Annotated in this window: 28 protein-coding genes; 20 read left to right on the top strand and 8 right to left on the bottom strand. The window is 38.5% G+C overall.

All coding sequences use genetic code 11. The features are described 5' to 3' along the window. Positions 1 to 113 precede the first annotated feature (113 nt). From LDM93_RS02265 to LDM93_RS02350, 18 genes are all read left to right on the top strand, one after another. Positions 114 to 881 (top strand): SDR family oxidoreductase, encoded by a 768-nt coding sequence (locus LDM93_RS02265; RefSeq protein WP_223890383.1) that lies wholly within the window; start codon positions 114 to 116, stop codon positions 879 to 881. A 10-nt stretch (positions 882 to 891) separates the two neighbouring features. Beyond that, positions 892 to 1,314 (top strand): nuclear transport factor 2 family protein, encoded by a 423-nt coding sequence (locus tag LDM93_RS02270; RefSeq protein WP_223890384.1) that lies wholly within the window; start codon positions 892 to 894, stop codon positions 1,312 to 1,314. A gap of 4 nt (positions 1,315 to 1,318) precedes the next feature. Beyond that, a complete protein-coding gene (locus LDM93_RS02275) occupies positions 1,319 to 1,609 on the top strand; it encodes an HNH endonuclease (protein WP_223890386.1) in 291 nt (96 codons plus the stop codon). After that, the gene (locus LDM93_RS02280; protein WP_223890387.1) at positions 1,606 to 2,874 is read left to right on the top strand and encodes an MFS transporter; all 1,269 of its coding nucleotides are present in this window, start codon (positions 1,606 to 1,608) and stop codon (positions 2,872 to 2,874) included. The genes LDM93_RS02275 and LDM93_RS02280 overlap by 4 nt, the downstream gene beginning before the upstream one ends. A gap of 25 nt (positions 2,875 to 2,899) precedes the next feature. Beyond that, entirely contained in the window at positions 2,900 to 3,319 is a 420-nt protein-coding gene (locus LDM93_RS02285; RefSeq protein ID WP_223890388.1) for an isoprenylcysteine carboxylmethyltransferase family protein, read from the top strand. Positions 3,320 to 3,401: 82 nt separating this feature from the next. After that, positions 3,402 to 3,917, top strand: coding sequence for a lipocalin family protein (locus tag LDM93_RS02290; RefSeq protein WP_223890389.1), 516 nt, complete (start codon positions 3,402 to 3,404; stop codon positions 3,915 to 3,917). After that, the gene (locus LDM93_RS02295) at positions 3,914 to 5,149 is read left to right on the top strand and encodes an NAD(P)/FAD-dependent oxidoreductase (RefSeq protein ID WP_223890390.1); all 1,236 of its coding nucleotides are present in this window, start codon (positions 3,914 to 3,916) and stop codon (positions 5,147 to 5,149) included. The genes LDM93_RS02290 and LDM93_RS02295 overlap by 4 nt, the downstream gene beginning before the upstream one ends. After that, positions 5,146 to 5,886, top strand: coding sequence for a DUF1365 domain-containing protein (locus LDM93_RS02300; RefSeq protein WP_223890391.1), 741 nt, complete (start codon positions 5,146 to 5,148; stop codon positions 5,884 to 5,886). The genes LDM93_RS02295 and LDM93_RS02300 overlap by 4 nt, the downstream gene beginning before the upstream one ends. A gap of 1 nt (position 5,887) precedes the next feature. Further along, a complete protein-coding gene (locus LDM93_RS02305) occupies positions 5,888 to 7,114 on the top strand; it encodes a cyclopropane-fatty-acyl-phospholipid synthase family protein (protein ID WP_223890392.1) in 1,227 nt (408 codons plus the stop codon). Continuing rightward, positions 7,111 to 7,662 (top strand): DUF3833 domain-containing protein, encoded by a 552-nt coding sequence (locus LDM93_RS02310; protein ID WP_223890394.1) that lies wholly within the window; start codon positions 7,111 to 7,113, stop codon positions 7,660 to 7,662. The genes LDM93_RS02305 and LDM93_RS02310 overlap by 4 nt, the downstream gene beginning before the upstream one ends. Before the next feature lie 77 nt (positions 7,663 to 7,739). Further along, positions 7,740 to 8,222: a glutathione peroxidase gene (locus LDM93_RS02315; protein ID WP_223891020.1), complete on the top strand. Its 483-nt coding sequence runs from the start codon at positions 7,740 to 7,742 to the stop codon at positions 8,220 to 8,222. A 79-nt stretch (positions 8,223 to 8,301) separates the two neighbouring features. Beyond that, positions 8,302 to 9,120, top strand: a complete 819-nt coding sequence (locus LDM93_RS02320; protein WP_223890396.1) for a TIGR01777 family oxidoreductase — start codon at positions 8,302 to 8,304, stop codon at positions 9,118 to 9,120. Positions 9,121 to 9,198: 78 nt separating this feature from the next. Then, positions 9,199 to 10,137: a ferrochelatase gene (gene hemH, locus LDM93_RS02325; protein ID WP_223890397.1), complete on the top strand. Its 939-nt coding sequence runs from the start codon at positions 9,199 to 9,201 to the stop codon at positions 10,135 to 10,137. Then, positions 10,137 to 11,558: an NAD(P)/FAD-dependent oxidoreductase gene (locus LDM93_RS02330; RefSeq protein WP_223890399.1), complete on the top strand. Its 1,422-nt coding sequence runs from the start codon at positions 10,137 to 10,139 to the stop codon at positions 11,556 to 11,558. Before hemH ends, LDM93_RS02330 begins: the two co-directional genes overlap by 1 nt. After that, positions 11,551 to 12,558 carry a sensor histidine kinase gene (locus LDM93_RS02335; protein ID WP_223890400.1) on the top strand — a complete coding sequence of 336 codons (1,008 nt, stop codon included), beginning with the start codon at positions 11,551 to 11,553 and terminating at the stop codon, positions 12,556 to 12,558. The genes LDM93_RS02330 and LDM93_RS02335 overlap by 8 nt, the downstream gene beginning before the upstream one ends. Then, positions 12,539 to 13,234, top strand: a complete 696-nt coding sequence (locus LDM93_RS02340) for a LytTR family DNA-binding domain-containing protein (RefSeq protein ID WP_223890401.1) — start codon at positions 12,539 to 12,541, stop codon at positions 13,232 to 13,234. The genes LDM93_RS02335 and LDM93_RS02340 overlap by 20 nt, the downstream gene beginning before the upstream one ends. 146 nt (positions 13,235 to 13,380) lie before the next feature. Beyond that, positions 13,381 to 14,154: a glutamate 5-kinase gene (gene proB, locus LDM93_RS02345; RefSeq protein ID WP_223890402.1), complete on the top strand. Its 774-nt coding sequence runs from the start codon at positions 13,381 to 13,383 to the stop codon at positions 14,152 to 14,154. 221 nt (positions 14,155 to 14,375) lie between these two features. Next, entirely contained in the window at positions 14,376 to 14,957 is a 582-nt protein-coding gene (locus LDM93_RS02350) for a hypothetical protein (RefSeq protein ID WP_223890403.1), read from the top strand. Between the two features lie 41 nt (positions 14,958 to 14,998). On the opposite strand, the gene LDM93_RS02355 is transcribed toward LDM93_RS02350, so the two are convergent. The 4 genes from LDM93_RS02355 to LDM93_RS02370 form a co-directional block, all read right to left on the bottom strand. After that, the gene (locus LDM93_RS02355; protein WP_223890404.1) at positions 14,999 to 15,406 is read right to left on the bottom strand and encodes a PGPGW domain-containing protein; all 408 of its coding nucleotides are present in this window, start codon (positions 15,404 to 15,406) and stop codon (positions 14,999 to 15,001) included. Between the two features lie 29 nt (positions 15,407 to 15,435). After that, the gene (locus LDM93_RS02360) at positions 15,436 to 16,431 is read right to left on the bottom strand and encodes a dihydroorotate dehydrogenase-like protein (RefSeq protein WP_223890405.1); all 996 of its coding nucleotides are present in this window, start codon (positions 16,429 to 16,431) and stop codon (positions 15,436 to 15,438) included. A gap of 2 nt (positions 16,432 to 16,433) precedes the next feature. Beyond that, complete coding sequence (gene nifJ / locus LDM93_RS02365; protein ID WP_223890407.1) at positions 16,434 to 20,003, bottom strand: pyruvate:ferredoxin (flavodoxin) oxidoreductase; 3,570 nt, start codon at positions 20,001 to 20,003, stop codon at positions 16,434 to 16,436. 194 nt (positions 20,004 to 20,197) lie between these two features. After that, the gene (locus tag LDM93_RS02370) at positions 20,198 to 20,431 is read right to left on the bottom strand and encodes a hypothetical protein (protein WP_223890408.1); all 234 of its coding nucleotides are present in this window, start codon (positions 20,429 to 20,431) and stop codon (positions 20,198 to 20,200) included. A 220-nt stretch (positions 20,432 to 20,651) separates the two neighbouring features. Between LDM93_RS02370 and LDM93_RS02375 the strand changes: the two genes are divergently transcribed. After that, complete coding sequence (locus tag LDM93_RS02375; protein ID WP_223890409.1) at positions 20,652 to 21,515, top strand: hypothetical protein; 864 nt, start codon at positions 20,652 to 20,654, stop codon at positions 21,513 to 21,515. 292 nt (positions 21,516 to 21,807) lie between these two features. After that, positions 21,808 to 22,185 carry a hypothetical protein gene (locus LDM93_RS02380; RefSeq protein ID WP_223890410.1) on the top strand — a complete coding sequence of 126 codons (378 nt, stop codon included), beginning with the start codon at positions 21,808 to 21,810 and terminating at the stop codon, positions 22,183 to 22,185. 187 nt (positions 22,186 to 22,372) lie between these two features. On the opposite strand, the gene LDM93_RS02385 is transcribed toward LDM93_RS02380, so the two are convergent. Genes LDM93_RS02385 through LDM93_RS02400 form a run of 4 tightly spaced genes read right to left on the bottom strand, consistent with a single transcriptional unit; the run spans position 22,373 to position 26,597 of the window. Then, entirely contained in the window at positions 22,373 to 23,515 is a 1,143-nt protein-coding gene (locus tag LDM93_RS02385) for a hypothetical protein (protein WP_223890411.1), read from the bottom strand. Beyond that, positions 23,487 to 24,158, bottom strand: coding sequence for an ABC transporter ATP-binding protein (locus LDM93_RS02390; RefSeq protein WP_223890412.1), 672 nt, complete (start codon positions 24,156 to 24,158; stop codon positions 23,487 to 23,489). Before LDM93_RS02390 ends, LDM93_RS02385 begins: the two co-directional genes overlap by 29 nt. Continuing rightward, the gene (locus LDM93_RS02395) at positions 24,155 to 25,384 is read right to left on the bottom strand and encodes an ABC transporter permease (RefSeq protein WP_223890414.1); all 1,230 of its coding nucleotides are present in this window, start codon (positions 25,382 to 25,384) and stop codon (positions 24,155 to 24,157) included. The genes LDM93_RS02390 and LDM93_RS02395 overlap by 4 nt, the downstream gene beginning before the upstream one ends. Continuing rightward, positions 25,377 to 26,597 (bottom strand): ABC transporter permease, encoded by a 1,221-nt coding sequence (locus tag LDM93_RS02400; protein WP_223890416.1) that lies wholly within the window; start codon positions 26,595 to 26,597, stop codon positions 25,377 to 25,379. Before LDM93_RS02400 ends, LDM93_RS02395 begins: the two co-directional genes overlap by 8 nt. Between the last annotated feature and the right edge of the window lie 6 nt (positions 26,598 to 26,603).

A 26,603-nucleotide genomic window follows, 5' to 3' on the forward strand; every position in this document is an offset into this window, starting at 1 on the left:
AAACTATTATGAATTGACAATTTAAGACTACAAAGTTAGACATAAAAATCATAAACTTATAAAAAGTTCATAATTTTGATGTTACTAAATAAACCTCATAAAGGAGGGATAAAATGAAAAAGCGCATATGGATAGTTGGTGGAAGTAGTGGCATTGGCCTTGAACTGGTTAAAATCTGGTTGCAAGAAGGAAACTGTGTAATCTCTAGTGCTAGAAATGCCACTAATTCAAAAGAGCTTTTAGCACTCAAACAAATTTATGAAGAACAGTTGCAGATCATAGATGTAGATGTTACCTCCATTAACTCAGTCAAAAAAGCTGTAACACAGGCTTGGAAACGATTTGATGGTATTGATGTGTGGTTTTACAATGCAGCAGTTTATGAAGTGATGTCTACCAAAGAGTGGAATATCGAATATTTTGAAGCGATGATGCAAATCAACTATATGGGTGCAGTGCGTGTAATGAGTGAAATTTTGCCATATTTTGAGAAAAAGGGAGAAGGAAGGTGGATCTGGAATGCCAGTCTTTCAAGCTACTTTGGTCTACCTCTTGGGGGTGGGTACAGTGCACCTAAAGCGGCATTGCTAAACCTCGCTGAGTCTCTACAGCCTGAGTTGAATGTGAAGGGTATTGAACTGCAGGTGGTCAACCATGGTTTTGTGAAAACAAGACTCACACAAAAAAATAGCTTTGATATGCCAGAGTTGATGACACCAGAAGTAGCAGCACAAAATATTATCAAAGTAATAAAAAAACCATATCGTTTTGAGATACATTTTCCGTTTAAACTCTCTACCTTTTTACAAACATTGCGTTTACTTCCCTATAGGATCTCATTGGTATTGACTAAAAAAATGCTCCCTAAAGAGATTTCGTAAGGAGACTATGATGAACCAAGAGAAGTTGAGCCATTTTTTTGAAACGCTGAATGAAGGCGTTGACATTGAATCCTTTGGGATTATCTATGATGTTGATGTTGTCTTCAAAGATCCCTTCAATAAAGTAAAGGGTATCAGGGCAGTATATGAAATATTTGAACATATGTATCAGGCTCTGGATAAACCAAGGTTTATCATTAAAGAATATATAGACAGAGGAAATGTGGTCTATGTCAAATGGGATTTTATCTTTACATTCAAAGGTGAAAAAAATGAAAACAGGTTTGAAGGTGTAAGTCGCTTGCAAATAAATAACCAAGGAAAGGTTATATCGCATGTTGACTTTTGGGATGCGGCTGAGCATATGTATGAAAAGATGCCTGTAATAGGGACAATTCTTCGATTGATCAAGCGTAAGATTTCGAGAAGTTGACATTATGCAAAACTCAAAAACCTTTGGAACATGTGCCACCTGTTCTCGTCATACGGCATTGACAAAACACCACCTTATCCCTAAAAAGAGACATAAAAAAATCAAAAACAATTCTAGCGATGTATCGCTTGATGCTGTTATTTATGTGTGTCGTACCTGCCATGACGGTGTACATGATCTTTATGATGAACGTACGCTTTCTAAAGAGTATAATACCCTTGAGAAAATTTGTGCGGATGAGAGATTGCGTAAACATTTTATGTGGGTATCAAAATGTAAAAAGGGTGTACAGTGAAACAAGAAAAACTCACATATTTTACCTTGGTCTCCTACGCTTCAACAGCTATACCCCTTGCTATGTTAGGACTTCCACTGTATATCTATCTGCCTACCTTTTATTCACAGAGTGTAGGATTGAGTGTGACCATTGTAGGAGTTATACTTTTTATTGCACGACTCACGGATGTTATCACTGATCCGCTTGTAGGACTCTACAGTGATAGACTTCAAGGTAGATATGGAAAAAGAAAACCTTTCATACTTATAGGTTCATTGATCTTAACCATAAGTTTTTATGCACTGATACATCCACCTAAAGATCAGAATGAACTATGGCTTTTTAGTTTTTCAATATTGGTTTATTTAGGATGGAGCATTGTATCCATACCTTACCTTGCATGGAGTGCTGAGATCACTTCTGACTATCATGAAAAGACCCGTCTGAGTGGAGCAAGAGAGCTTTTTACTATACTCGGTGCATTGGTAGCACTTCTCGTACCTTACCTTTATAGTGTTTCAGAGTCTGCTGATAAAAGTTTGAGTATCTTATATACTGCATTTCTGGTAGCTCTGATTTTGATGCTTCCTCTTACCCTTACGGGTATTAAAGAAAGTAGAGTAAAACCTACCAAGCACATTAGATTTAGAGAGATTAAAACACTCTGGCAGAAAATACCTGCACTTAGCCGGCTTCAATCAGCTTTTACCCTTAACTCTCTGGCGAATGCTCTTCCTGCAACACTCTTTTTGTTTTTTGTTCAGCTTGTCTTGGAAGAAGAATCAAAAACAGGTCCACTGCTTTTACTCTATTTTGCTTCAGGTATAGCAGGGCTACCTTTTTGGACTATGTTAGCCAGAAAGATAGGCAAAAGAAAAAGCTGGCTGGCTTCTATGGTACTTGCTTCCACTGCCTTTGTTTTTGTTCCATTTCTCGGTAGTGGTGATCTTGTATGGTTTGCCTTTATTACTTTTGTTTCAGGCCTCTCTTTAGGTGCAGATATGGCATTGCCATCTTCCATTCAGGCAGATGTGGTACAAAAGTTAGAAAAACAAAAAGCCTCCTATGCAGGCATACTGTTTGGCATCTGGGCAATGTTGACCAAGTTTGCACTTGCACTTGCTGTGGGTATAGGGTTTATCATATTAGGGGCAGTGGGGTTTGATCCCAATGCACCTACACCTATAGCCTTGAGTACACTTGCATTACTGTATGGTGGTGCACCCGTTTTTTTCAAAATGATCGCATTTTGGATCATGAAAGGTTACCGTGAAATATCCTAACCTTAGTCCATCAATTTTATTTGTAATGACATTTATTTCAGGTATGTTTCTTTCATGGATACAACCTTGGAGTCTGACGCTCTATCTAGATGATGAGGTGATACGATTTATAGGGCTGGTTTTACTTTTTGTTAGCCTCATACTCAATATCCTGGCCTACAGAATGTTTAAAAATCATCTCACACCTCATGCTCCCTTTTGCACACCTACAATACTTATCGACAGCGGTGTTTTTACTTTGAGTAGAAACCCTATCTACTTGGCATTGGTATTGTCTCAATGCGGTTTGGCTTTTATTTTCGATATGGTGTGGCCTTTGCCTTCTGCTATGATTTTATGGATTACCCTTCATTATCTGATTGTACCAGATGAGGAAAAGATTTTAGAAAGCCTATTCAAAGAGAGATATACACACTATAAACAGCAGACATGTCGTTGGTTTTAATCAATTGACAAAATAACAATACAAAAAGATTTAAAAACAGCATAAACTACAGTTAGAGTAAAAAACTGTAAAGGAGCTAGAGATGAAACAATGGTTATTTATTTTATTTTCAACATTTTTGTTCTCTACCGCCCCTTTGCCTGTACCTCATGTAGACGTTGAAGAGTTTAGCGGTCTATGGTATGAAGTGGCCAGAACCTATAACAGTTATCAAAAAGATTGTGTTGCATCGTCGGTTGAATATGAATTGCAAAAAGACAGTACTTACAAAGTGTTCAACCGATGTTTTGAAAATATTATAGGTGGAGATATTATCGAGTACAAAGGTACTGCAGAACCTACAAATGGAAACTCTATGTCAAAGATAGACATGACCTATTTTTTTATTTTTACACGTGAATACCGTGTCATTTACTTAGAAAAAGATTACTCTGCGGCAGTGGTAGCAGATGAAGACATGGATCAAGTTTGGGTGATGAGCAGGAAGCCTCAGTTGCCAAAAAGGAAACTTAAGAAGATTCTTTCGAAACTTGAAAAAAACATGGATGTCAAGAGACTGATCTTCACAGCACAAGACAAAAAAGGACGTTACAAATGAAAATTGCAGTACTAGGAGCAGGAATAAGCGGTTTGGGTTCTGCCTATCTGTTAAGCCAAAAACATGAAGTAGATCTGTATGAAAAAGAAGGACGTCTTGGAGGTCATGCACGTACAACCATAGTAGAAGAAGATGGTAAACATTTTGGCATTGATACAGGTTTTTTAGTATTTAACCATGAAACCTATCCGCTTTTGACCAAACTCTTTTCAAAACTAGATGTTAAGATAGAAAACAGTGATATGAGTTTCGGTTTTTGGGATGAAGCATCTAACAATGCGTACAATGGACAGTCACTCAGTGGTCTTTTTTTTCAGAAAAAAAATCTTTTTTCACCTTCTCACTACAGAATGATAGCTGACATTATGCGATTTAATAAAACCGCTAATAGAGATATCGATGAAAACAGTTCAGCACTTGATAGTACCCTTGGAGAATATCTTGAGTCTTACTCTAAAGTGTTTAAAGAACGTTATATCATACCTATGGGCGCAGCTATCTGGTCAACTCCTAGCGAAAAGATGCATGATTTTCCTACGAAAACATTTATACAGTTCTTTAAAAATCATGGACTGCTTGGTGTCACGACACAGCATCAGTGGCTGACAGTAAGCGGTGGATCAAAAAACTACGTAGAGAAGATCAAGGCACATATATCGGGCAATATCATTTTAAATAGTGATGTCATTAAAATAAGACGTGATGTATATGGTGTAACACTGATCCACCGTGATGGTAAAGAGAGTAAATATGGCAAAGTGGTTATGGCAATGCATGCACCTCAAGCTTTGGAAATGCTTGAAGATGCTACGTTAGAAGAAAAGCAGATACTCTCTGCATTTCCTTATAAACAGAATGACGCACTTTTACATAATAACAGCAAGGCACTCTACCCAGATAAAAAGATCTATGCAGCATGGAACTATAAAACAGGTGGAAAAGAAAATGCCGTGACACTTTCTTACTGGATAAATAGGTTGCAGAACCTTGATAGTCAGAAGGAGTACTTTGTCTCTCTGAATGAAACTTCAGAGTTGGAAGATGTGATAGAACAGATCTCCTATGAACATCCCCAGTTTGACAGCAGAGCGATTATGATGCAGTCCAGACGTGAAGAAATCAACGGACAGAACCATACCTACTATGCCGGCGCGTACTGGCGTTATGGTTTTCATGAAGATGGCCTCTGGAGTGCCAATACGATAGCTCGTGAATTTGGATGTGCATTATGAGCCATAGTTTTTTTGAAGGAACGGTCTATCATAAACGTTATACACCAAAGGTACATGAATTTACCTACCCTTTCTACCTGTTAGATATAGATCTGTCACTTTTGGACAGGCTTAAGAACAGACTGTTTTCGTTTGAAGGTGTAAATCTTTTTTCTTTTAGAAGCAAAGACCATTTTGGACAAAGTGAAGATTTTATGGAAAACGTAGAAACTTTGCTTCAAAAGTTTGGTCTAAATTCAAGTGAGAATATGCATTTTGTCACACTGCCTAGAGTTGCTAACTTTGTCTTTAACCCTATCAGTGTATTGATACTTTTCGATAAGAACGTACCGACACATCTTTTTGCAGAAGTGCATAATTACAATGGGGGTAGGGTTGTTTACCCTGTCAAACTAACAGAAAAAGACAATAGAAGCTATCAAGGTGAAGTGATGAAGGAGATGTATGTTTCTCCTTTTCTTGAAACCAGCGGAGAGTATCGTTTTTTCCTTCGATACGATGAAGGAAAGATGTCTCTAAAAGTCGATCTGTATGAAGCAGGAGAAAAAAAATTGACTGCTTCTTTTAATGGTAGCGAAAGGCCTTTTAAGAGTATGACAATAGCAAAATTATTTGTAAGGCACTCTTTTTTAACATTTTGGGTTGTGACAAGAACTTTGTGGCAGTCATTTAGATTATGGCGAAAAGGTTTAACCTTGTATGCGCCTACAAAATTAGATCAAATGAGGAGGTATTAAAATGAAAGGATTCTGGAATAAATTCGGTGATAGGTTTTTAAGTCGTATTGAGCATGGAACATTAAAGGTTGTCTATAGTGATGGAACCCAAAAAATCTATGGGAACGGTGAAGTACCAAAAACAAGTTTGGTCATACACAACAGCCGTTTTTTTAGACGTCTTGCACTTTATGGTGATATAGGGTTTGCAGAAAGTTATATGGATGGTGATTTTGAAAGTACTGATCTAACCAACCTAATCAGTATTGCACTGATTAATTCAAAAGCGCTCTCAGCAAAAAGTGAGGATAGCAGCAGCAACCGTTTAATTAACCTATTGCCTCAAATGAATAAGGTAAAACACTGGATGCGAAAAAACTCCAAAACCCAGTCACAAAAAAATATATCACAGCACTATGATCTCTCTAATGATTTTTTTGAATTAATGCTGGATGATACAATGATGTATTCAAGTGCAGTATTTGAAAGTTCTGAACAATCATTATATGAAGCACAAAAAAGTAAAATTAAGTTACTTGCAGACAAACTTCACCTTAAACCTGGAGCCAAAGTACTTGAAATAGGTTCAGGCTGGGGAGCTATGGCTATACATCTCGCCAAAGAGAGACAGTGTGAGGTCACTACGGTGACACTTAGTAAAGAGCAAAAAGCACTCTGTGAGCAGCGTTTTAAAAAAGAAGATGTAGAGGACCAAATAGAGATTTTACTTAAGGATTATAGAGATCTTGATGGTACCTTTGATGCTATCATTGCAGTAGAAATGTTTGAGGCAGTAGGGAAAGAGTACTTTGATGTTTTCTTCAAAAAATGTGAGTCACTCCTGAAGCCTTCAGGTGTTATGGTTATGCAGATCATCACTATGCCAGATCAGCGCTATGATGCATATAGTAAAGGAACCGACTTTATCCAAAAATACATTTTCCCAGGAGGGCATCTGCCAAGTGTTAGTAAAATACTACAAACAACGACGAAGCATACACGTCTAAATCTTTTACATATGGAAGAGTTTACAGAAGATTATGCCAAAACACTTAGATTATGGCATGATGCATTTAAAGCTAAACTTCATAAGGTCAAAGAACTGGGATTCGATGAATACTTTATACGCATGTGGAAAATGTATCTTTGTTACTGTGAAGCGGCATTTATTACCCGAAATATAAATTTAGTCCAAGTCGCTTTCACACGTGACCAGAACACATATTTAAATAAAGGATTGGTAGCATGAAACTCAAATCATTTTTAACACTAGGGATGTGCGGATTTTTAACAGGCTGTGGTGGGATGCAGATAGATGACTTTGCAAACAGTTCACCGGAATTCATTCCTCAAAAATATTTTAATGGTCCTATGACGGCTTATGGTATGGTTAAGGATAGAGATGGAAAGATCATTAGACGCTTCAAAGGAAAACTCGTCGGAAGCTGGGATAAAAATGGCGTAGGAACACTCGATGAGCAATTTGTCTATGATGATGGAGAAAAACAGACACGTGTCTGGACACTTACTCCTACAGGAAAGAAAACATTTAGAGGTACAGCAGGAGATATTGTCGGGGAAGCACAGATGATTGCAAAAGGCAATACAGTTATGATAGACTATACGATGCGTGTTCCATATAACGATTCGACGATTGATATTAATGTACGTGACTGGTTACATCTTCAAGAAGACGGCGTTATTTTGAATCATTCAAAAATGAAAAAATTCGGTTTTGAAGTGGGAGAACTTGTGATCACTATCATCAAAGATTTCCCTCCACATAAAACAAATTAAAAGGATAGGGTATGTTAAAAGCTATTTTTTCTTTATTACTTATTTTAACTCTCAATACTTTTGCAAAGGATGTACAGATGAAATCGATCTATGATATTAAAGTCAAAACCATTAATGGCGAAGAGACAACACTGGAACCATACAAAGGCAAGGTATTGCTTATCGTTAATGTTGCCAGTAAGTGCGGGTATACCCCTCAGTATGATGGGCTTGAAACACTCTACAAAAAATATAAGGATGAAGGGTTAGTCGTACTCGGATTCCCCTGTAATCAGTTTGGCTCTCAGGAACCAGGTTCTGAAGCAGAGATACAAAATTTTTGCCGTGTAAACTTTGGTGTAACTTTCCCTATGTTCTCCAAGATCAATGTCAATGGTGAAGAAACACATCCACTGTACCAGTATCTGAAGTCTGAACAACCAGGTATTTTAGGTACGGAAGCGATCAAATGGAACTTTACTAAATTCCTTATTGATAAAGAGGGTAAGGTTGTGGAGCGTTTTGGTTCATCTACCAAACCTAAAGAACTCGAAGAAAAAATAGAACCGCTATTAAAATAGACCTGATCTGTATGATCTATGTATTATTGCACACGGAGTACATAAGAGATACTCTACAATAATAAAAAGGAGGCAAGTGATGAAAGTAGCACTAACTGGAGCTAGTGGCTTCGTTGGGACAGCTTTGCAGAGTCATTTTAAAGAGTCTGTTGTCATAGACAGGAAAGATGATGCCTCTATGATAGTGAAAAAATTAGAAGACGTTCATGTTGTGATTAATCTTGCCGGTGCTCCTATTATCAAACGCTGGAGTGATCCTTATAAACAAATTCTTCTTCAAAGCCGTATAGACAGTACAGAACGATTGGTAAAAGCTATCAATCAAAGTCATGTGAAATATTTTATTTCTACTTCAGCCATTGGTATCTATCCTGATGATCAAAAGTGTGATGAAAGCTGTACCCAGATCGCAGATGATTTTTTGGGTGAACTTGCCCATCAGTGGGAAAAAGAAGCTATGTTGTGTGAGAAACCAACCACTATATTACGTTTTGGTGTGATACTTGGCAAAGAGGGTGGTGCATTGGCACAGATGCTTACCCCGTTTAAATGGGGTGTTGGAGGCATTATCGGTAATGGAAAGATGATGACCAGTTGGATAGCGATAGAAGATCTTGTACGTATCTATCAGTTCCTCATAGATAAACAGCTGACCGGTGTTTTCAATGCTGTTTCGCCCAATCCTGTGACAAATTATGTTTTTACCAAAGCATTAGGAAAGGTTTTACATCGTCCTACTATCCTTCCTATTCCTGAATTTGCCTTGCGTATCATGTATGGTGAAGCCAGTTCTGTCCTTACAGGTTCAAAAGAAGTCTATCCCACTGCACTTCAGGAACAAGGTTTTGTCTTTGAATATACAGATATAGAAAAAGCGCTAAAACACCAGTTAACCTAGTTTTTACAACGAATTGACATTATGAGGCTACGAACAGAAATCCTTTCTTTGTAAAATAAACAAAAAAGTGAGGTTCTTATGAAACGAGCTGTTGTATTATTGAATATGGGTGGTCCGAATAATTTGGATGAAGTTGAAGTTTTTTTGAACAATATGTTCAATGATAAACGTATTATCTCTGCGCCTAAACCGATTCGAATGATGATTGCCAAACTCATTACATGGCAACGAAAAAAAGAAGCTAAAAGCAACTATGAAGCTTTAGGTGGCAAATCTCCTTTGGTAGGGTATACAAAAAAACTTATGTCGAAACTTGAAACAGGGATTGATGCGACTGTACATATGGCTATGCGTTACACTCCTCCTTATTCACGTGATACACTTCAAGGACTTAAAAATGTAGATGAGATCTATGCGATTCCTCTCTATCCCCATTACTCAAGTACAACGACACTTTCAAGTATAGAAGATTTCGAAGAGAGTATCAAAAAACAGGGTATTCATGCTAAAGTAAAAACACTTCATAGTTATTACCGTCATCCAGACTATATCGCTGCAAGTATAGAACGGATCAAGGAGACACTTGGAAATGATGATCCTGGTGGTTTTGAATTGGTTTTTTCCGCACATGGATTACCTCAAAAGATCATAGATAATGGAGATCACTATCAGCGTCATATCAAATACAATGTATATCATGCACGAAAAGCATTGCTGGAAGCAGGTATCAAATTTCATAAGACACATCTTGCCTATCAGTCACGTCTTGGACCACTGAAGTGGATACGTCCTTATCTTGAGGACAAACTCAAAAGTCTGAAGAAGAAAAAGGTTATTATTTACCCTATAGCTTTTACAATCGATAATTCTGAGACAGAATTTGAATTGGATGTAGAATATAGAGAGATCGCTGATGAGGTCGGTTTTGAGGAGTATCGTGTGGCAAAAGCACCAAATGACCATCCATCATTTGTAAAATGTATCACAGATATCTATGAGAGTATGAAAGCTTTCTGATGATAGAGTATGCAGTAGTGGGTTCGGGTATCGGTGGCAGTAGCATAGCTGCATATCTTGATGCCAAAGGGTATGAGACTATTTTGTTTGAAAAAGAACCCTATCTTGGTGGATGCAGTTCAACATTTCAGCACAGAGGTTATTTATATAATACCGGTGCCACAACACTTGCAGGTTATGAAGAAGGGCATATTGTAAAATCAATGTTTGACAAAATAGGTTTTACTCCTGAGCTGATGGTCACTGATCCTACAATTGTCATTATACAAAATGGAAAAATTACACCTCGTTTTTCAGACTTGGAAGATTTTTTGGAGGTGCTTGAACAAAACTATCCTCATCCTAAAAACCGTGAATTTTGGACACTGGTTCATAGACTTGGAAAAGAGTTTTATGTTTTGCATGGGCACTACTACTCTAATCGTTCACTATGGCATAAACTTATTTCACTGACAAGTTTTTTGCCTTTATTAGTCAAATTTCAACGTTTCTTACGGACCAATGCCTATGATTTTATCAACGATTTTTATGGAGATATTTCGGAAGAGTATCAAAAATTTCTGGAAGCACAGATCCTCATTGTCGCACAGGCTCATTCAAAAGAGATCAACTTTTTTACTGCAGCACTCTCTTTGGGATATTCTTTTAATGAAACACATTATGTACCTGGTGGATTCGGAAGATTGTTTGATCAGATGACAGCAAAGATGAAGCATGTCAAACGTAATACACAAATAGAAAAGATTGAACGACACAGTGACCACTTCATACTTCATACCAAAAATGAGTCTCTAAAAGCTAAAAAAGTGATACTGAACAGTACTATTTATGACAGCGAAAAACTTTTTAATGATGAAAAAATAAAGAACTATTATCAAAAGTATGAAACACTCAACAATCACCAAAGTTCCTTTATGCTCTATATGACCATAAAAAGTACGAAGAAGTATGAACATCATTATCAACTAATACAGGATGAACAATATACACACAGTATATCTAATGCTGTTTTTGTCTCTTTTTCAGATATAACAGATAACATGCTTACACCTGAAGGGCACTATAGTGTGACCGCATCTATACATACAGACATTAGGTTTTGGGAAGACAAGAAAACCTACAAGGACAAAAAAGAAGAACTTCAACGCCAAATGCTAAAGAGTATCTGTGATATACTTGATATCAACGAAAGCGAAATAGTACATCAGTTTGCAGCAACACCTAATAGCTTTAAACATTATATCAACCGTGCACAACTTGGAGGAAATGCTATCACTATGAAAAATTTCCTGCCAAAATTACCTTCAAATGATACTTCTATAGAGGGTTTATACCATGTAGGTGATACTGTTTATGCAGCACAGGGGTGGCCTGGAGTCATGTTGGGTGTCGAAAATCTCAGAGGATTATTGGATGTATAATATCGCTTTACGTATCAAGGTCCTTGACTGGCTTTACATTTTACTCATCGGCGTTCTTTTTGCGATGTTGCTCTCTTCTCTGGGATACGTGCTTTTAGGTCTTGAATGGATCCAAGGTGCGTATTTTGGAGCGATGCTTGGTTTTTCTATTACACTTTTCTCGCTTTTGTTCATTACATTTATGAATCAAACCATTTTACCAAAGATCTCAAAAATATTTTGGCTTCCATTAGCGATATTTTTCTCATTTCTTTCTGGTTTTCTAGGTACTTTGTTAAGTATCAACATTGCAGAACTATGGGATATAACTCTCATACCTCTGTTTCATACACACCATGTCCAGATAGCAGTTGCCATAGGTGTCTTAACGTATATTGTAGGTGCTTTGCTTTATCGTTTTGTAAAGATGCGTAATGAAAAAGAAGAGGTTGACCATCATTATGTGCAAAGCCGACTTCGCTCACTCGAAACTCAGCTCAATCCTCACTTTTTGTTCAATGCTTTGAATTCAATAGCTGAGCTCATTCACCAAGACCCTAACAAGGCTGAAACAGCGATCTTAAAAGTGTCTACCTTTCTACGTAATACGATGGATGAAAAAGCACTTATACCATTGAATGATGAACTCAGAAATGTCCGTGATTATGTGGAACTTGAGAATATTCGTTTTTCAGGTAAGATCCATATGCATATTGATCATCCTATGCCTAAAATAAAAGTACCGAAATTTTCTGTTCAATTACTTGTGGAGAATGCTATAAAACATGGTTTTATAGACAAAAAAATGTTGGAAATATTTCTATCCTATGATCAAAGTCAAAATAGACTTATATTGAAAAACAATGGTAAAGCAATGAAGAATACAGAATTCGGAACTGGCTTAACGAATTTAGCTCAGCGTCTCAAGCTTCTCTGTAAAGGAAAGATAGAAATAACAGAGAAAGAAAACCCCACTTTTACTATCTATTTAGGAGATTGTCATGAAAATACTTATCGTTGATGATGAGGCTTTAGCACTTAGCAGACTGAAAAGAATGCTTAACACACTTGGATATGAGGATATCATCGAAGTAGACAGTGCAACAGGTGCACTTGAGGCGATCAAAGAGAATCATTTTGATCTGGCACTATTAGATATTAACATGCCTGGAAGTAGTGGACTTGAACTAGGGTATGAACTACGTTATCATCAGGAAGACATAGCGATCATCTTTCAGACAGCGTATGATGAACACGCGCTTAAAGCTTTTGATATCGGTGCTATAGGGTATTTGGTCAAACCTTTTAGTATAGAACAGTTAGAACAGAGTATAGAACGTGTCAAATTAGAAAGTAAAAGCAGTAATGATCTTCGTTTGATGAGTAAGACGGGTGAGAGCTATTATCTACTTAAACCAGAGGAGATCTACTATGTCAAAGCTGACCTAAGCGAAGTGATGTTGCGCTCTTCGAAGGGGTTCTCATACTATGCACAGAAGATCTCTGATCTTGAAAAAAGATTACTGGCTTATGATTTTGTACGTATCCACAGATCTTATTTGATCAATATTAACAAGATCAAAGAGATAGAGACCATTGAACAAAGCAAACTTCGATTTTCATTCCAGGATATCTCTGATCAGATAGAATCTAGTAAAGATGGAGCAAAAGCATTTAGAAAACAATTTTCTGTCTGACACTCTTTCCTTCACAGATAGTGAAAATCTTGTATAATCTATACAATGTATAGCACAGTGCTTGATGTAGTCTATATCAGACTAATTTACTCTTAAAGTTATTTTGTTATTATCCAATACTACATCCTAAATACATTAAGGTTACTATGAATCCATATACCAGAATCGTTATAAAAGTGGGAAGTTCTGTGTTAACAGAGAAGGGTGAGATCGCAAAAGAGCGTATGGTTAACCTTGTTTCTTTTATCGTAGAAGTTCGCAAAAAATATGAGGTTATATTTGTAAGTTCTGGTGCAGCAGCAGCGGGGTATACAGCTTTAAAGCTAGACAAAAGAGAACATATCAGTAAAAAAGTTCTAGCTGCTGTTGGACAGCCTATACTCATGAGCTCTTACAAAAGAAAGTTTGATATATATGATACGGATATTGCTCAAATTCTTTTAACCGAAGATGATTTTGACTCTAGAAAATCTACAGAGATCTTTAATCAGATCATTCATACATCATTGAAAGAAGATATTGTCCCCATCGTCAATGAGAATGATATTTCAAGTACACCTGATCAGATCTTTGGTGATAATGATCAGCTTGCTGCAAGAGTAGCACATCATACAGACTCAGATCTTTTGGTTATTTTGAGTGATATAGACGGTTACTATGACAGTAATCCAGATGAAAATCCTCATGCACAAATGCTAAAAGAAGTGAATAGCATTTCAGAGGATGAACTAACTGCAGTCTATAGACCTAATAATGAATTTACATCAGGCGGTTTATATACTAAGTTGGTTACCGCAAATTTCCTGATCGATAAAAAACGTGACATGTTCCTATGTAGCGGATTTGACCTTACTGCTGCCTATGATTATCTCATGGATGGTAACCATACGAAAGGAACTCTTTTTAGAGCAAAGAACTAGCATATTCTGATCATACAGGATTGTCAAGATCCTGCCTATCCTCTAGAACCCAACTTTTTCGTACTTTAATCCAACAACGTATAATAGTGACGCTTATAAACTATTTCTGAAGCTTAAATCCTGGGCTATAACTAAATAATCTATAGTCTCAATATAATTATTGAATTATCTATGTATAATAGACATAATATATAGAGTTTGAATCATAAAAAGGGTTATGAATGAATGATAAGATCAGAGAGATTATAGAAGAGATAGACACCATGAAGTTAAAGCTGGCCGAAGAGATCGACAAGCAAGAGAGTCATATCTCTTATGAGATCAAAAATGGTTATGTAACATTTGAAAAAGAGGTGTTAGTCAAACAAAGAGAGAATATGAAAAATCTTTTGACCTGGTTCAGGGAAGTGCCTCTTTTACATCTGCTTACGGCACCCCTTATCTATGCGATGGTCATACCTGCCATCATCTTTGACGTGTTACTCTTTGCCTATCAACAGATAGCATTTAGAGTTTTTAAGTTTGAGTTTATCAAGCGAAGCGACTACATGCACTTTGATCATCATTATCTTGGTTATTTAAATCTCGTTGAGAAGCTTAACTGTCTTTATTGCTCCTATTTCAATGGTCTTATGCTGTATGCCTCAGCTATTGCGGGCAGAACAGAACTTTATTTCTGTCCTATAAAGCATGCAAAGAAGGTCGTGTCTCAACATAAGTTTTATGAAGAGTTCTTATCTTATGGGGATGAGGAAGAGTATCAAAAAAAGTTAAAAGAGCTTCGTAAATATTCTCAAAAGTAGTAAAAGGACGTTCTCTCAAAAGAAAATAGAGAATCATACAACTATACCACTAAGGGACGTTGTTTTACTTTTGAGCGTAATTTATTGATAGCTTTTAGAATAAAGGGATGTTTGATAATCCAGATCTCGACTTTATATTTGTAGGGGAAATCCATGATAATAAGTCCTATGAGGATGGTAAGTATTCCCTGACCGGGTAAAAGTAGTAGAGCGATACCGCCTAGTACAAGAATAACACCCAATATATTTTTAAGGAATATAAATAGTAAGCGTATAATTTTTGGTTTTTGACAGCATAGATATCTTTGACGTTTAGGGTGTGTAAAATAATCTGAGGGTATTTGAGTCACTATCCAGGGGATCAATAGTATCGAGGCAATAAATCCAATAAACGAACCTATGGCTAACCATAGTAATACATTTTCATGGTCATTAATAAAGTCCATCATTGGAAGCTTTCTATTCCTTCATTTTCTTTTTAACGGCGATACTGCTGTAACGCATACATATACGAGTTACGCTCATAAGCAGAAGGGTTGTCGGTGTGTGTGAGAGAGATACTCCCCTTCATCTGAGAAATAGAGTCATATTCGTACTCTTGCATCCATTGTGTGATCTCATTGAGTATCACTGCTGCTTCAGATTCCCCTTTATTCAGTAGTACGGAAGCAAGTGCCACTGCATCCGCTCCGCTCATGATAGCTTTGAGCACATCTTCCGCACTGTGGATCCCCGTACCCGCACATATAGAGCAGGAGAGCTTTTGATAGAGGATCGCGCACCATCGTAAGGTTTCACTTACATTGGCTGAATTGGTGATATTGGCACGCTGCAAAGGGGTGAGGAGTTCAAGATCCACATCGACACGGGTAGGGTTGTCAAAAATGGTGAGACCATTGGCACCGACTTCGACAAAACGTTTGGCCATATTGGCAGGACTGGAAAAATAGGCATTCATTTTGACATTGAGGGGGATGGAAATATGCTCTTTCACTTGTGTAACCGTATCGATATACATTTGTTCTACGACATGCCCCTCCATATCAATGGAGGTGGGGATATAGGTGATGTTAAGCTCCAAAGCATCTGCACCGGATTCCTGAAGTTTTTTGGCGTATTTCACCCATCCTCCTGCAGAGACGCCGTTGAGACTTGCAATGATCGGGATCTCGACAGATTCTTTGATATTTCTGATCTCTTCAAGATACTGTTCAGAATGGAGATTGTCAAAATCCACCTCACTTGGCAGATACGTGGTCGCTTCAGCATTAGCGTTGCTGTGTATATGTAAAAAGTGGTCGATCTGACGAATTTCATGGTTGATCTCTTCTTCGAACAGTGAATGCATTATGACTGCAGCAATGCCATTATCTTCGAGTTTTTTGATGCTATCGAGTGATCCAGTTAAGGGTGAAGCACTGGCAATAAGGGGATTTTTTAATGCCAGTCCTAAATGTGTAGTCGTTAGTTCCATGGTCAGACCTCCTTCTGAGTCGGTTGATAATATTCATACAGGTTTTGGTACCTTTTGTAGAGAGATTGTGCAGTGTGAGCCGCTGTTTTGAGGTAAGATCCTGCAGAGTCAGCATTCATTTTCTCTACCATTTTAAAACGGGTCTCACGGTACATAAAGTCCTTGACATCTATTTTAGGGCCTTTATAATCAAGTTTCATCGGATTTTCTCCCTCTTTGATCTTATCGGGGTTAAAGCGGAATATCGGCCATAAACCACTATCAACAGCACGTTTTTGCTGATCAAAACCATATTTGAGATCATAGCCGTGTGCGACACACTGTGAGTAGGCGATAATGATGGAGGGACCGTCATAACGTTCCGCTTCAACAAAGGCTTTGACCGTGGCTTTGTCGTTTGCACCCAATGCGACTTTTGCCACATAGACATTTTCATAATTGATGGCCATTGCAGCGAGATCCTTTGGCACTCCTTCTTTCCCGTCTGCAGCGAACTTGGCCACAGCACCGGTTAGGGTGGCTTTGGACTGCTGGCCACCGGTATTGGAGTAGACTTGGGTATCGAGCACTAAAATATTGACATTTTTTCCGCTTGCAAGCACATGATCCAGACCACCATAACCGATGTCATAAGCCCATCCATCACCACCAATGATCCAAACGGATTTCTTGACAAGATAATCTGCTATTTTCAAGAGATCTTTTGCTTCGCTGCCTTCAAGTTTTGCAAGAGCAGATTTCAGTGACTCAACCCGTTCTCTTTGTTCGTTTATTTCTATTTCATTATCCTGAGAAGCACCCAGTATCGTATCGACTAGAGTTTTGTCTAGTTTATTTGTAAGACCTCCGAGCAAGTTTCTAGCATGGTCAATGTGGTTATCTATCGCAAGGCGGAAGCCAAGTCCAAATTCCGCATTGTCCTCAAAGAGAGAATTTGACCACGCTGGTCCGCGTCCTTGATCATTTTTCTTCCATGGTGTCGTTGGAAGATTCCCTCCATAGATCGAACTACACCCAGTGGCATTGGCAACGATCATTCTGTCTCCAAAAAGCTGTGAAACAAGTTTGATATAAGGGGTTTCTCCACACCCTGCACATGCACCGCTGAACTCAAAGAGGGGTTCCAGGAACTGGGATTCTTTAATGTCATCATGGTCGAGTTTTGAACGCTCGATCTTCGGTAGGGAAAGAAAGTAGTCCCACTGTGCAATCTTTTGCTCTTTAATGGCGTCAAGCGGTGTCATATTGATCGCTTTGAGGTTGGTCTGTGATTTATTTTTAGCCGGGCACACTTCCACACAGAGTGAACAGCCGGTACAGTCTTCTACCGCTACTGAGATATTGAAAAGATCGTTTTCACCGAATTTTTTCCCTTTGGCCAATTTAGAGACAAATCCTTCAGGTGCTTCATGCATAAAGGAGATGTCAAAGACATTGGATCGTATGACCGAGTGCGGACAGGCTGAAACACATTTGTTGCACTGGATACAGGTATCAGGATCCCAGACAGGCACTTCATGGGCAATGTTTCGCTTCTCGTACTGTGTAGTACCTGTCGGCCAGGTTCCGTCATCAGGGATCTGAGAGACTGAAAGTTCATCTCCTTTGTATACGGTCATTTTACCTATCACTTGCGAAATGAAAGGTGTCAGTACCCCTTTGAGTGCAGGCTTAAGCTCTTGGGTACTTTCAGTTTTGGCAGGAACATTGACTTCATAGAGATTTTCAAGTGTATTGTCCACGGCGGCAAAGTTCATCTCTACGATCACATCTCCTTTCTTTCCATAGGTTTTTTGAATGGAATCTTTTATCTTATTGATCGCTTCTTCTCTCGGAAGAACACCGCTGATGGCAAAGAAACAGGTTTGCATAATAGTATTGATCCGGGATCCCATTTTACTTTCCCGTGCCACAGAATAAGCATCAATGATATAAAACTTCAAACCTTTGTTAATGATATGCTCTTGCGTTATACGAGGAAGGTGTTGCCATACTTCCTCTTTTATGTATGGTGTATTAAGTAAAAAAACGGCACCTGGCTTAGCTTTCTCAAGCAAGTCGAGTTTTTCTAAAAATACAGATTGGTGTACACCTATAAAATCGGCTTCTTGTATCAAGTAACTTGAGTGGATCGGGTCAGAACCGAAACGAAGATGAGATGTTGTCATGGAACCGGATTTTTTTGAATCATAGACAAAATACCCTTGTGCGTAATGATCTGTTTCTTCACCGATGATCTTGATCGTATTTTTATTTGCGCCTACCGTTCCATCTGAGCCTAATCCATAAAAAAGAGCCTGAAATTGGTCAGGATTTTGTAAAATGAAATCATGATCATAGACCAGTGATGTATGGGTGACATCATCGTCTATACCGATGGTAAAGTGATTTTTTGGTGATTCTTTGGAAAGTTCCTCGTAGATCGAAAGGATCATAGCAGGAGTGAACTCTTTGGAGGAGAGACCGTAGCGTCCACCGATGATATTTGGCATTTCAAAAGGCAGTTTTGAACGTTGTTCAAACAGTACACTCACCACATCATGGTATAGCGGTTCACCAAGGCTTCCTGACTCTTTGGTTCGATCCAGCACGGCAATGGACTGTACTGATCTTGGAAGTGCATCAATAAATGCTTCGATGGAAAAGGGCAGCGCCAAACGTACCTTTATCATGCCTACCTTTTCACCTTGAACGTTCAGGTAGTGTACGCTCTCTTCTACGGCTTGGGTACCTGAACCCATCAATACGATCACTCTCTCAGCATCCTCGACACCGACATAATCAAAAAGCCGGTAGAACCTTCCAGTTAATTTGGCAAAAGCATCCATCTGCTCCTGTAAGACCTTTGGCAGTGCCTGATAATACTTATTGACACTTTCACGCCCTTGAAAATAGACATCGGGGTTTTGTGATGTACCTCTAAGCACAGGGCTATCAGGTGTCAGACCTCTTTTATAATGTGCTTCGACCAGATCAGTATTGATCATGGACTTGAGTACATCATCAGGAAGTTTTTCGATCCGACTCACTTCATGTGAGGTTCGAAACCCATCAAAAAAATGTAAGAAAGGTATACGTGCATGTAGGGTCGCTGCTTGTGAAATAAGAGCAAAATCATGTGCTTCCTGTACTGAACCGGAGGCCAGAAGAGCAAATCCGGTTTGTCTTACCCCCATAACATCCTGATGATCTCCAAAGATGGAAAGCCCTTGAGCAGAAAGGGATCTGGCGGCAACATGAAAGACCGTTGAAGTAAGCTCTCCGGCGATCTTATACATATTGGGTATCATCAGCAGCAGTCCCTGAGAAGCGGTAAAGGTTGTGGTCAGTGCACCTGCCTGCAATGCTCCATGAACAGCGCCGCTTGCGCCTCCTTCACTTTGCATTTCATACACTTCAGGAACCGTACCGAAAATATTTTTCTGCTTTTTAGCACTGTAGAGGTCACTGAATTCACCCATAGGTGAGGAGGGTGTGATAGGATATATGGCGATGACCTCGTTGAGCTTGTGGGCTACAAGGGCAACGGCTTCATTTCCATCCACAGTTATAGTTGAACGTTCTTTCATCATTATATTCCTTTATTTATCGTTAAAAAAATTCATATAATATATTGTAGATTCAAGGGTACAATATAAACGCATTAAAGACTGTTTTAAAGATGACTCTTTAGGTCATTTTAATATTGTAGCGTTTATCAGATGTAGAGTTGGTTAGTAGAATAATCTTAAATGCTATATAGGTTCTATTTTTGAATAGATCAATTTTATAACACTTTTCTTCTAAACATCCACGAAGCAAACAAGAGTGCTATGATTCCCAAAGTGAACATTGGGACAATCAGTTCTATGGCTATATCAAAAGAGATATCTTTTAAAAATACGCCTTTTAAAAGCAGTAAGAAATATTTTAAAGATATAAAATCTGTTACAGGTATGAGCCATGATGGCATATTTTCCACAGGGGTTGCAAGACCTGACATCAAGATATAGGGTACCACTAAAACAAATGCACCTAGTATATCTTACTGTTGTGTAGAGGATATGGATGATATAAATAAACCAAGATCTATGATCGATAATGGTCTCTTCTTGATTTTTTCTGTAATTTGTTTACTTGAGTACTATTTTAATCAACAATATCCTTTATATTCCCAACTTTACTACTTAATTAAAACTTATATTGTTACAATGTAATATATTGTTTGTGGGAGGCAGTAAATGGATATAGGCGAAGAGACTATAGAAGATACCTTTAATATCAACAAAGTGCTAAAAACTTTGTTTTCTTCTGTAAAAGAAATTGCAAATGAAAAGCGTATCGAACTTATTTATGAAATGGATTCGACAATACCAAGAAAATTACGGGGTGATTCTGAATCCCTGTTATTATTGCTTAGTAAAATACTCACTTTTGTTTTTCAAAATAGTGATAGAAAGGAAATTGTATTATCTCTTTCTTCTGTTGAAGATTTTTTGTATGAAGAGTTTATATCTTTTAGGATTCAAGAGACCAATATTGAAAAAGAAAAACTTCTGGCATTTTTACAAATACACGCAAGTAAAGACATTGAAATGCTTGGCGGTAAGATCGTTGATGATCATGAAAATATTTCAGACATACACTTAAGTATACCTTTTAAGAATTTTGAATTGGGCTTTAGACGTCATTATAGACTCCCAGATAAAAATGTAGTTGGGAAAAAGGTCTTACTGCTCTGTTCAAATGATAAAACTGGACAAAGCCTTAAAAAGATGTTTAAATATTTTCATTATGAAGTTGATGTAGGAATGGAGGAATTAAAGAAAAACGGTAATGATCTGGGGTTATATGATATCTTGATCGTAAGTGAAACAATTTTTACTGAAAAAATCAAAGAGACGATTTCTAAAGTCCAAGAACGAGCACCACTCAAATATGCATTACTTAGAGATCACGATGATCTAGATGATGATATAAAAACAGACTCTGAGCATTTTATCAAACCTATTACACAAGAAAAGATATTTGATCTGATCATGTCCCTTTATGATGATAAACCTAGTACAGACAAGAGTGATACAGCTAAGATAGAAAATGCATGATCTTAAAATAGAAACCTTATAAAATTATATAATTTTATAAGGTTTTGCAAACAGGACATTTTGTCCGATATTGCCAGGTATCAACAAATAACAGAATACTTTGTCCAAATAATTGCTATTTACAGCCTAAAAAAACATAAGTAATTATTATAATCTTATGAATAACTAGAAAAATATACAAATTCTACCTATTTTCATTAATATCAAGACATATTTGATATACTCTTAATACTGAAATATCGTAATAAAAGGACATTATGTTCTTTGAATAAATAGTTAGCCAAGGAATTATATGAACGAAGAACCCGATACTATTAGAGCATTAATCCAACACGAAAACGAGATGACAAATCATCGCATGAACTGGTTCCTGATTTTGCAGGGGTTCATGTTTGCTGGTATTGCCTTCGCATGGGATAAGAGCACGGCGCTTTGTGTTGTCTTCTCTATTGTAGGCATTCTCAGTTCGATTTCAGTTGGAATTCTCTTACGATATGGAATTCAGGCGATTAGAGACCTAGATCGGAAGTCTCGAGACACAACAATCGGGAAAGGTAGCGAGGAAATAGCCCCGTTTATGCATTTCTTGCTTCCTTGGCACTTCTTGCCATTTACGATGATTGTGGCATGGACGGCGATGATTATCATTAAGTTGGCGAAGATTGTCTAACAAACGGGTCGAGTTCGACGCATAAAACCTAGCGGTTTTAGCGCGTCTCACCCAAAACGTTACACACTTTTCATTTCATTCCCTAAAAACGAAAACCTTATAAAATGTTCTATATAGGAGGTTTTATAATGAAAACTATAAAAGAAAACATACACTCTAAAGAGTTTAAGAAGTGAATGGAAAGAGATCAGTATGTAGCTTTTAAACGTAGATAATAGCTGTTCTCTACACTCCCAAATTCACTCTCATTATTTCCGGTATACAGCATAGCACCTACGGCTATGGATGCATCATCACTGATACTGTATTCTATTAGGGGGGAGATAAAACTACTTTGGTCTTCTGGATTATGTATTACACTTACAGCACCGCTATAGAGCAGGTTGAAGTCATAATAGGCTGATGCTCCTACATAATCAGAAGAGAAGTGACGGTTATAGCCTAGACTGCTTTCTTGGAAGTTGAGTATCTCATCAGCCGTGTAGGTTTTTGAAGAGTGGAGCCATTCAGTCATGACTGTAAGTCCATTGACAAAGCCATAGTCAGCCCCCACTATGGTCTGGTAGAACTCCTTATCTAAAAGTTTATCTTTGTAGAAACCTCCTTCGCTTCGCCACTCTATACCGGTATCAAAAAGATTCCCCTCTATCTCATAAGCTATCATTTGGGCATCATTGCTTGAGTAGACATCCAGTGCTACATCACCAATAGCAACATTGCCTTTGACCCTTCCTGCATACTTGTAACTGTTATCTTCTCGTTTTGCAACCACTCCCATTGCTTGACTCAGCTCTCCCAGTGCATAGGTATACGAAAGGGCAACATTACCGTAGATCTGATCGGGTTCAAGTGCAAGGGGGTTTCTGGGATTGAAGAGATCAGTAGGTGTCCATATCCTTCCCACACCCATCGTGATCTTTTGCAAACCAAAGAGCAGGTTATGCTTTGCATCGCCATAACCGACATAAAAACGGTGAAGTCTTCCGAACACTTCGCCTTTTTCATAATCTTTGGCATTGGTTTCTATGTTAAAGGGCGTATCCGCATTGATAGAGCGTAAGAACTGGTATTCAAAACTCTCTATATACGTTTCACCGTAATAGTTGTCTATATCTGCGATGATAGTGGCAAACCAGTTTCCCTCTTTGATCTTATCCGTTATTCGAAGTCTGTTGTAGTTATAGAGGGTTCGATCATCTTCAGCATAGGGTATCTTGGAGATTGTATAATTTGTGTTCTCTATGGTAAGGTCATGATCTACGGCCATGAGTGGTACCGTTAGACAGAGTAGTGTGAGATAGTTAACGATCTTCAACGACAACTCCATCATCTAGTACTATGATACGTTTTGACTGTTCCAGCACATATTTGTCATGAGAAGCGAAAATGACGGTAACTTGCTCTTTTTCATTGAGTGTGCGTAGCATATTCATAAGGCGCGCACTGTTTTTGGAATCCAGGTTTGCTGTGGGCTCATCTGCAAGTATCAGTTTGGGACGTGAAGCGACGGCACGGGCTACTGCTACACGCTGCTGCTGACCACCGCTGATCTCACCGGGAAGTTTGTCTAGTAGATCCTCTATCTGTAAGATCTCTGCCAATTCCACAGTACGTGCATCGATCTCTTTTGTATCAAACTTGAGCAGTTTCATGATGAAGCCTATGTTTTCTCGAACCGTGAGTACATGTATGAGATTGTAGGCTTGGAAGATAAAACCGATATCATGCAGTCTCAGCTTTGCCATTTTTTCTTCACTGTAAGCCGATATCTCTTCCCCCTCAAAAAATATCTCGCCGCTTGTAGCAGAATCAAGCCCGCCTATAATATTCAGAAGGGTTGTTTTACCAGAGCCTGACTCACCGCTGAGTGTGGTGAACTCTCCTTTTTCAAAGGTAAGATTGATATCGCTCAGGGCTTTGACCTCTTTTGGAGTATCAGGGTAGAATGTTTTATAGACATGGTTGAGTTTCATAACATTTTTCCTTGTATGACCTGTATAGGTTTGATCTTTTTAAGCTTTCTTAGAGGCCATATCACTGAAAGCAGGGTAGCAAAAAATACAGCAAAAAAAGCTTGAAAGAAATAGTAGAGATGCATATTGGCATACATGACAGCACTATATCCATAGAGTTCTAATCCTGCTTCAAAAGAGCGCATATCTACACCTTCAGTTGACATATACAAAAGGAAGATCCATCCCCCAAAAGCGCCTGCAAGATAACCAATCAGACCTAGAAAGGAGGCTTCCATAATGATCTGGTTTCTTACAGTTGTGTAGGGAGTTCCGATAGCTAGCATGATACTGAACTCACGTATCCGCTCTAAAACAGAGACAAGCATCACACCGAAGATACCCAGAGCAGCGACAATAAAGACGATCGCATATGAGGCTAGATTGAAGATATTCATATACTCTTGCATCTGTATCAGTAAAGGATAGAGTTCATCCCAGCGAAGCACATCGATATCAGGAAAGTGTTTTTTCAGTTCCTGTTGCACTATAGGGATATGCTCGGCATCTTTCACACGCAAAGCTATCTGGGTGGCACTTTGATGTACATGTAGAAATTTTGACATCTTTTCCATGGAGATAAAAACAGTATGGTCATCAATAGAAGGGTTGCCTGTTTTGAGAATACCGCTGATTCGAAAAGAGATAGCGTTGATCTCACCTGTCGCGTCTTGTGCCGTAAAGATCACACGGCTTCCTATGTTCAGGTTGAATTTTTTAGCTAATGCCGAACCGATCAGTGCGTTTTGATTCTTTTCCCCAAAGCTATACTCTCCTTGGGTGATGAAGGAATCAATCCCACCGAAATTCTGTTCATTTTCCAAAGAGATGCCTTTGAGGACGGCTCCAAGTGATTTGTGCGCGGTGGCAATGAGACCCTCTTTTTCCAAACGTACCGAGTAAGCTTCAATGGCATCGATCTTGGAGAAAGCCTCTACATAGTTTGAAACAGGAGTGAGTCTGTATTCCAGACTTTTGTTCAATCTATACTTTTTATTGTAGAGAGATATCTCTCCTGAGTCACTGCGGATGGTTGTATTGATCAAATGGAGGATCATACCATCATAGAGTCCCTGCAGTCCAAGCAGACCGCTAAGACTTAAACCGATCATCATGATCACCATCAAAGAGCGGGTCTTACGCCTCCAGATACTCAGCCAGGCAAGGTGTTTTGCTATTTTAAACATATCGCATCGCCTCCATTGCAGTAAGTTTATTGACCTTGAAGATCGGATAGAGTATGGCTGCCAGATTGAGTATAAAGATCGTCAGCGCATTCCATGTTATGGTAAAGAGATCAAAGTTCATAGGTATTTCATCACTGACCACACCATACTCTTTATAAGTCTCAGCGATACCCGATATCACGATAGGATTGAGTTCAAAGTAGTAGGCGATGGAAGCACCGATGAGGGTACCCAGGATGATGCTGATCGCAGCAAGGATCAGGATTTCAATAAAAAGCATTCTAAAAATATCTTTAGATGTCAGCCCCAAAGCACGCAATAGGCCTATTTCACGTGCCCGCGTATAGATACTGACATAGGAGAATATCATGATCACAAAAAAGATCACTATAAAAAAGATGGAGATGGAGATATATCCGAAAATGGAATCCACCAACATCGCTTGTACCAGTGCTGTGAGAAGTGTTTTCCAGTTGACTGCTTCATACCCTGAAGGGAGTGATTTTTGTAGATCTGTGGTCATTTTATCTATCTTATCATTGTTATGGAAGTCAAGGGTAAAATAACTGGCTATATTTTCACTCATCATCACGGTGTCAAGATAGGATTTGTTGACAAAGGCCGATTGGGAATCAAATTCGAAAAGACCCGTTTTGAAGATTCCTTTCACGGTAAAAAGATCCGCAGCGATGGAGTAATCGACGGAAGAACCAACCAGTGCTATCTCGCTGCCTACATTCACTTTAAGACGTTCGGATAGTTCAGACCCAATGTAGATGGCATTGGTGTCCGTATCTTTAAGGTATGCACCTTTGACAAGTGAATCGTGCAGTTTACTCAGCATTTTTTCGCGGGAAGGAATGATTCCTCCAATGAGACTTCCTATAGCTTTTTCCTCTCCAGAGAGCAGCGCATAGGTTTCAAACCTGGGACTATAGACTTTGATAGAAGAGTCTTTTGCAAGTATTGCATCAATACTATCAGCATCTTCGATGAGATGATCATAGCCACTTTCATCTCTATATCCATCAAGGTTCACATGTGCATACCCCGTATAGATCTCCACAGAGCTTTTGATGATCTGATGATGCGAACCATCCATCAGTGCAACATAGCTGATGAAGAGAATGGTGCTGAAGGTACTCAGAAGCAGTGTGGTAATACTTCTGCCCTTGGATTTCACAATATTTCTAAATGCAAGCGAATAAAGCATATATCA

It is taken from the genome of Sulfurovum sp. TSL6 (assembly GCF_019972115.1).
In the GTDB taxonomy this organism is placed as follows: domain Bacteria; phylum Campylobacterota; class Campylobacteria; order Campylobacterales; family Sulfurovaceae; genus Sulfurovum.

Bases quoted from the DNA above. Each gene is read 5' to 3' on its own strand.
- LDM93_RS02265 (WP_223890383.1), top strand. From the start codon at position 114: ATGAAAAAGCGCATATGGATAGTTGGTGGAAGTAGTGGCATTGGCCTT.
- LDM93_RS02270 (WP_223890384.1), top strand. From the start codon at position 892: ATGAACCAAGAGAAGTTGAGCCATTTTTTTGAAACGCTGAATGAAGGC.
- LDM93_RS02275 (WP_223890386.1), top strand. From the start codon at position 1,319: ATGCAAAACTCAAAAACCTTTGGAACATGTGCCACCTGTTCTCGTCAT.
- LDM93_RS02285 (WP_223890388.1), top strand. From the start codon at position 2,900: ATGACATTTATTTCAGGTATGTTTCTTTCATGGATACAACCTTGGAGT.
- LDM93_RS02290 (WP_223890389.1), top strand. From the start codon at position 3,402: ATGAAACAATGGTTATTTATTTTATTTTCAACATTTTTGTTCTCTACC.
- LDM93_RS02295 (WP_223890390.1), top strand. From the start codon at position 3,914: ATGAAAATTGCAGTACTAGGAGCAGGAATAAGCGGTTTGGGTTCTGCC.
- LDM93_RS02300 (WP_223890391.1), top strand. From the start codon at position 5,146: ATGAGCCATAGTTTTTTTGAAGGAACGGTCTATCATAAACGTTATACA.
- LDM93_RS02305 (WP_223890392.1), top strand. From the start codon at position 5,888: ATGAAAGGATTCTGGAATAAATTCGGTGATAGGTTTTTAAGTCGTATT.
- LDM93_RS02310 (WP_223890394.1), top strand. From the start codon at position 7,111: ATGAAACTCAAATCATTTTTAACACTAGGGATGTGCGGATTTTTAACA.
- LDM93_RS02315 (WP_223891020.1), top strand. From the start codon at position 7,740: ATGAAATCGATCTATGATATTAAAGTCAAAACCATTAATGGCGAAGAG.
- LDM93_RS02320 (WP_223890396.1), top strand. From the start codon at position 8,302: ATGAAAGTAGCACTAACTGGAGCTAGTGGCTTCGTTGGGACAGCTTTG.
- hemH (WP_223890397.1), top strand. From the start codon at position 9,199: ATGAAACGAGCTGTTGTATTATTGAATATGGGTGGTCCGAATAATTTG.
- LDM93_RS02330 (WP_223890399.1), top strand. From the start codon at position 10,137: ATGATAGAGTATGCAGTAGTGGGTTCGGGTATCGGTGGCAGTAGCATA.
- LDM93_RS02335 (WP_223890400.1), top strand. From the start codon at position 11,551: ATGTATAATATCGCTTTACGTATCAAGGTCCTTGACTGGCTTTACATT.
- LDM93_RS02340 (WP_223890401.1), top strand. From the start codon at position 12,539: ATGAAAATACTTATCGTTGATGATGAGGCTTTAGCACTTAGCAGACTG.
- proB (WP_223890402.1), top strand. From the start codon at position 13,381: ATGAATCCATATACCAGAATCGTTATAAAAGTGGGAAGTTCTGTGTTA.
- LDM93_RS02350 (WP_223890403.1), top strand. From the start codon at position 14,376: ATGAATGATAAGATCAGAGAGATTATAGAAGAGATAGACACCATGAAG.
- LDM93_RS02355 (WP_223890404.1), bottom strand. From the start codon at position 15,406: ATGATGGACTTTATTAATGACCATGAAAATGTATTACTATGGTTAGCC.
- LDM93_RS02360 (WP_223890405.1), bottom strand. From the start codon at position 16,431: ATGGAACTAACGACTACACATTTAGGACTGGCATTAAAAAATCCCCTT.
- nifJ (WP_223890407.1), bottom strand. From the start codon at position 20,003: ATGATGAAAGAACGTTCAACTATAACTGTGGATGGAAATGAAGCCGTT.
- LDM93_RS02375 (WP_223890409.1), top strand. From the start codon at position 20,652: ATGGATATAGGCGAAGAGACTATAGAAGATACCTTTAATATCAACAAA.
- LDM93_RS02380 (WP_223890410.1), top strand. From the start codon at position 21,808: ATGAACGAAGAACCCGATACTATTAGAGCATTAATCCAACACGAAAAC.
- LDM93_RS02385 (WP_223890411.1), bottom strand. From the start codon at position 23,515: ATGATGGAGTTGTCGTTGAAGATCGTTAACTATCTCACACTACTCTGT.
- LDM93_RS02390 (WP_223890412.1), bottom strand. From the start codon at position 24,158: ATGAAACTCAACCATGTCTATAAAACATTCTACCCTGATACTCCAAAA.
- LDM93_RS02395 (WP_223890414.1), bottom strand. From the start codon at position 25,384: ATGTTTAAAATAGCAAAACACCTTGCCTGGCTGAGTATCTGGAGGCGT.
- LDM93_RS02400 (WP_223890416.1), bottom strand. From the start codon at position 26,597: ATGCTTTATTCGCTTGCATTTAGAAATATTGTGAAATCCAAGGGCAGA.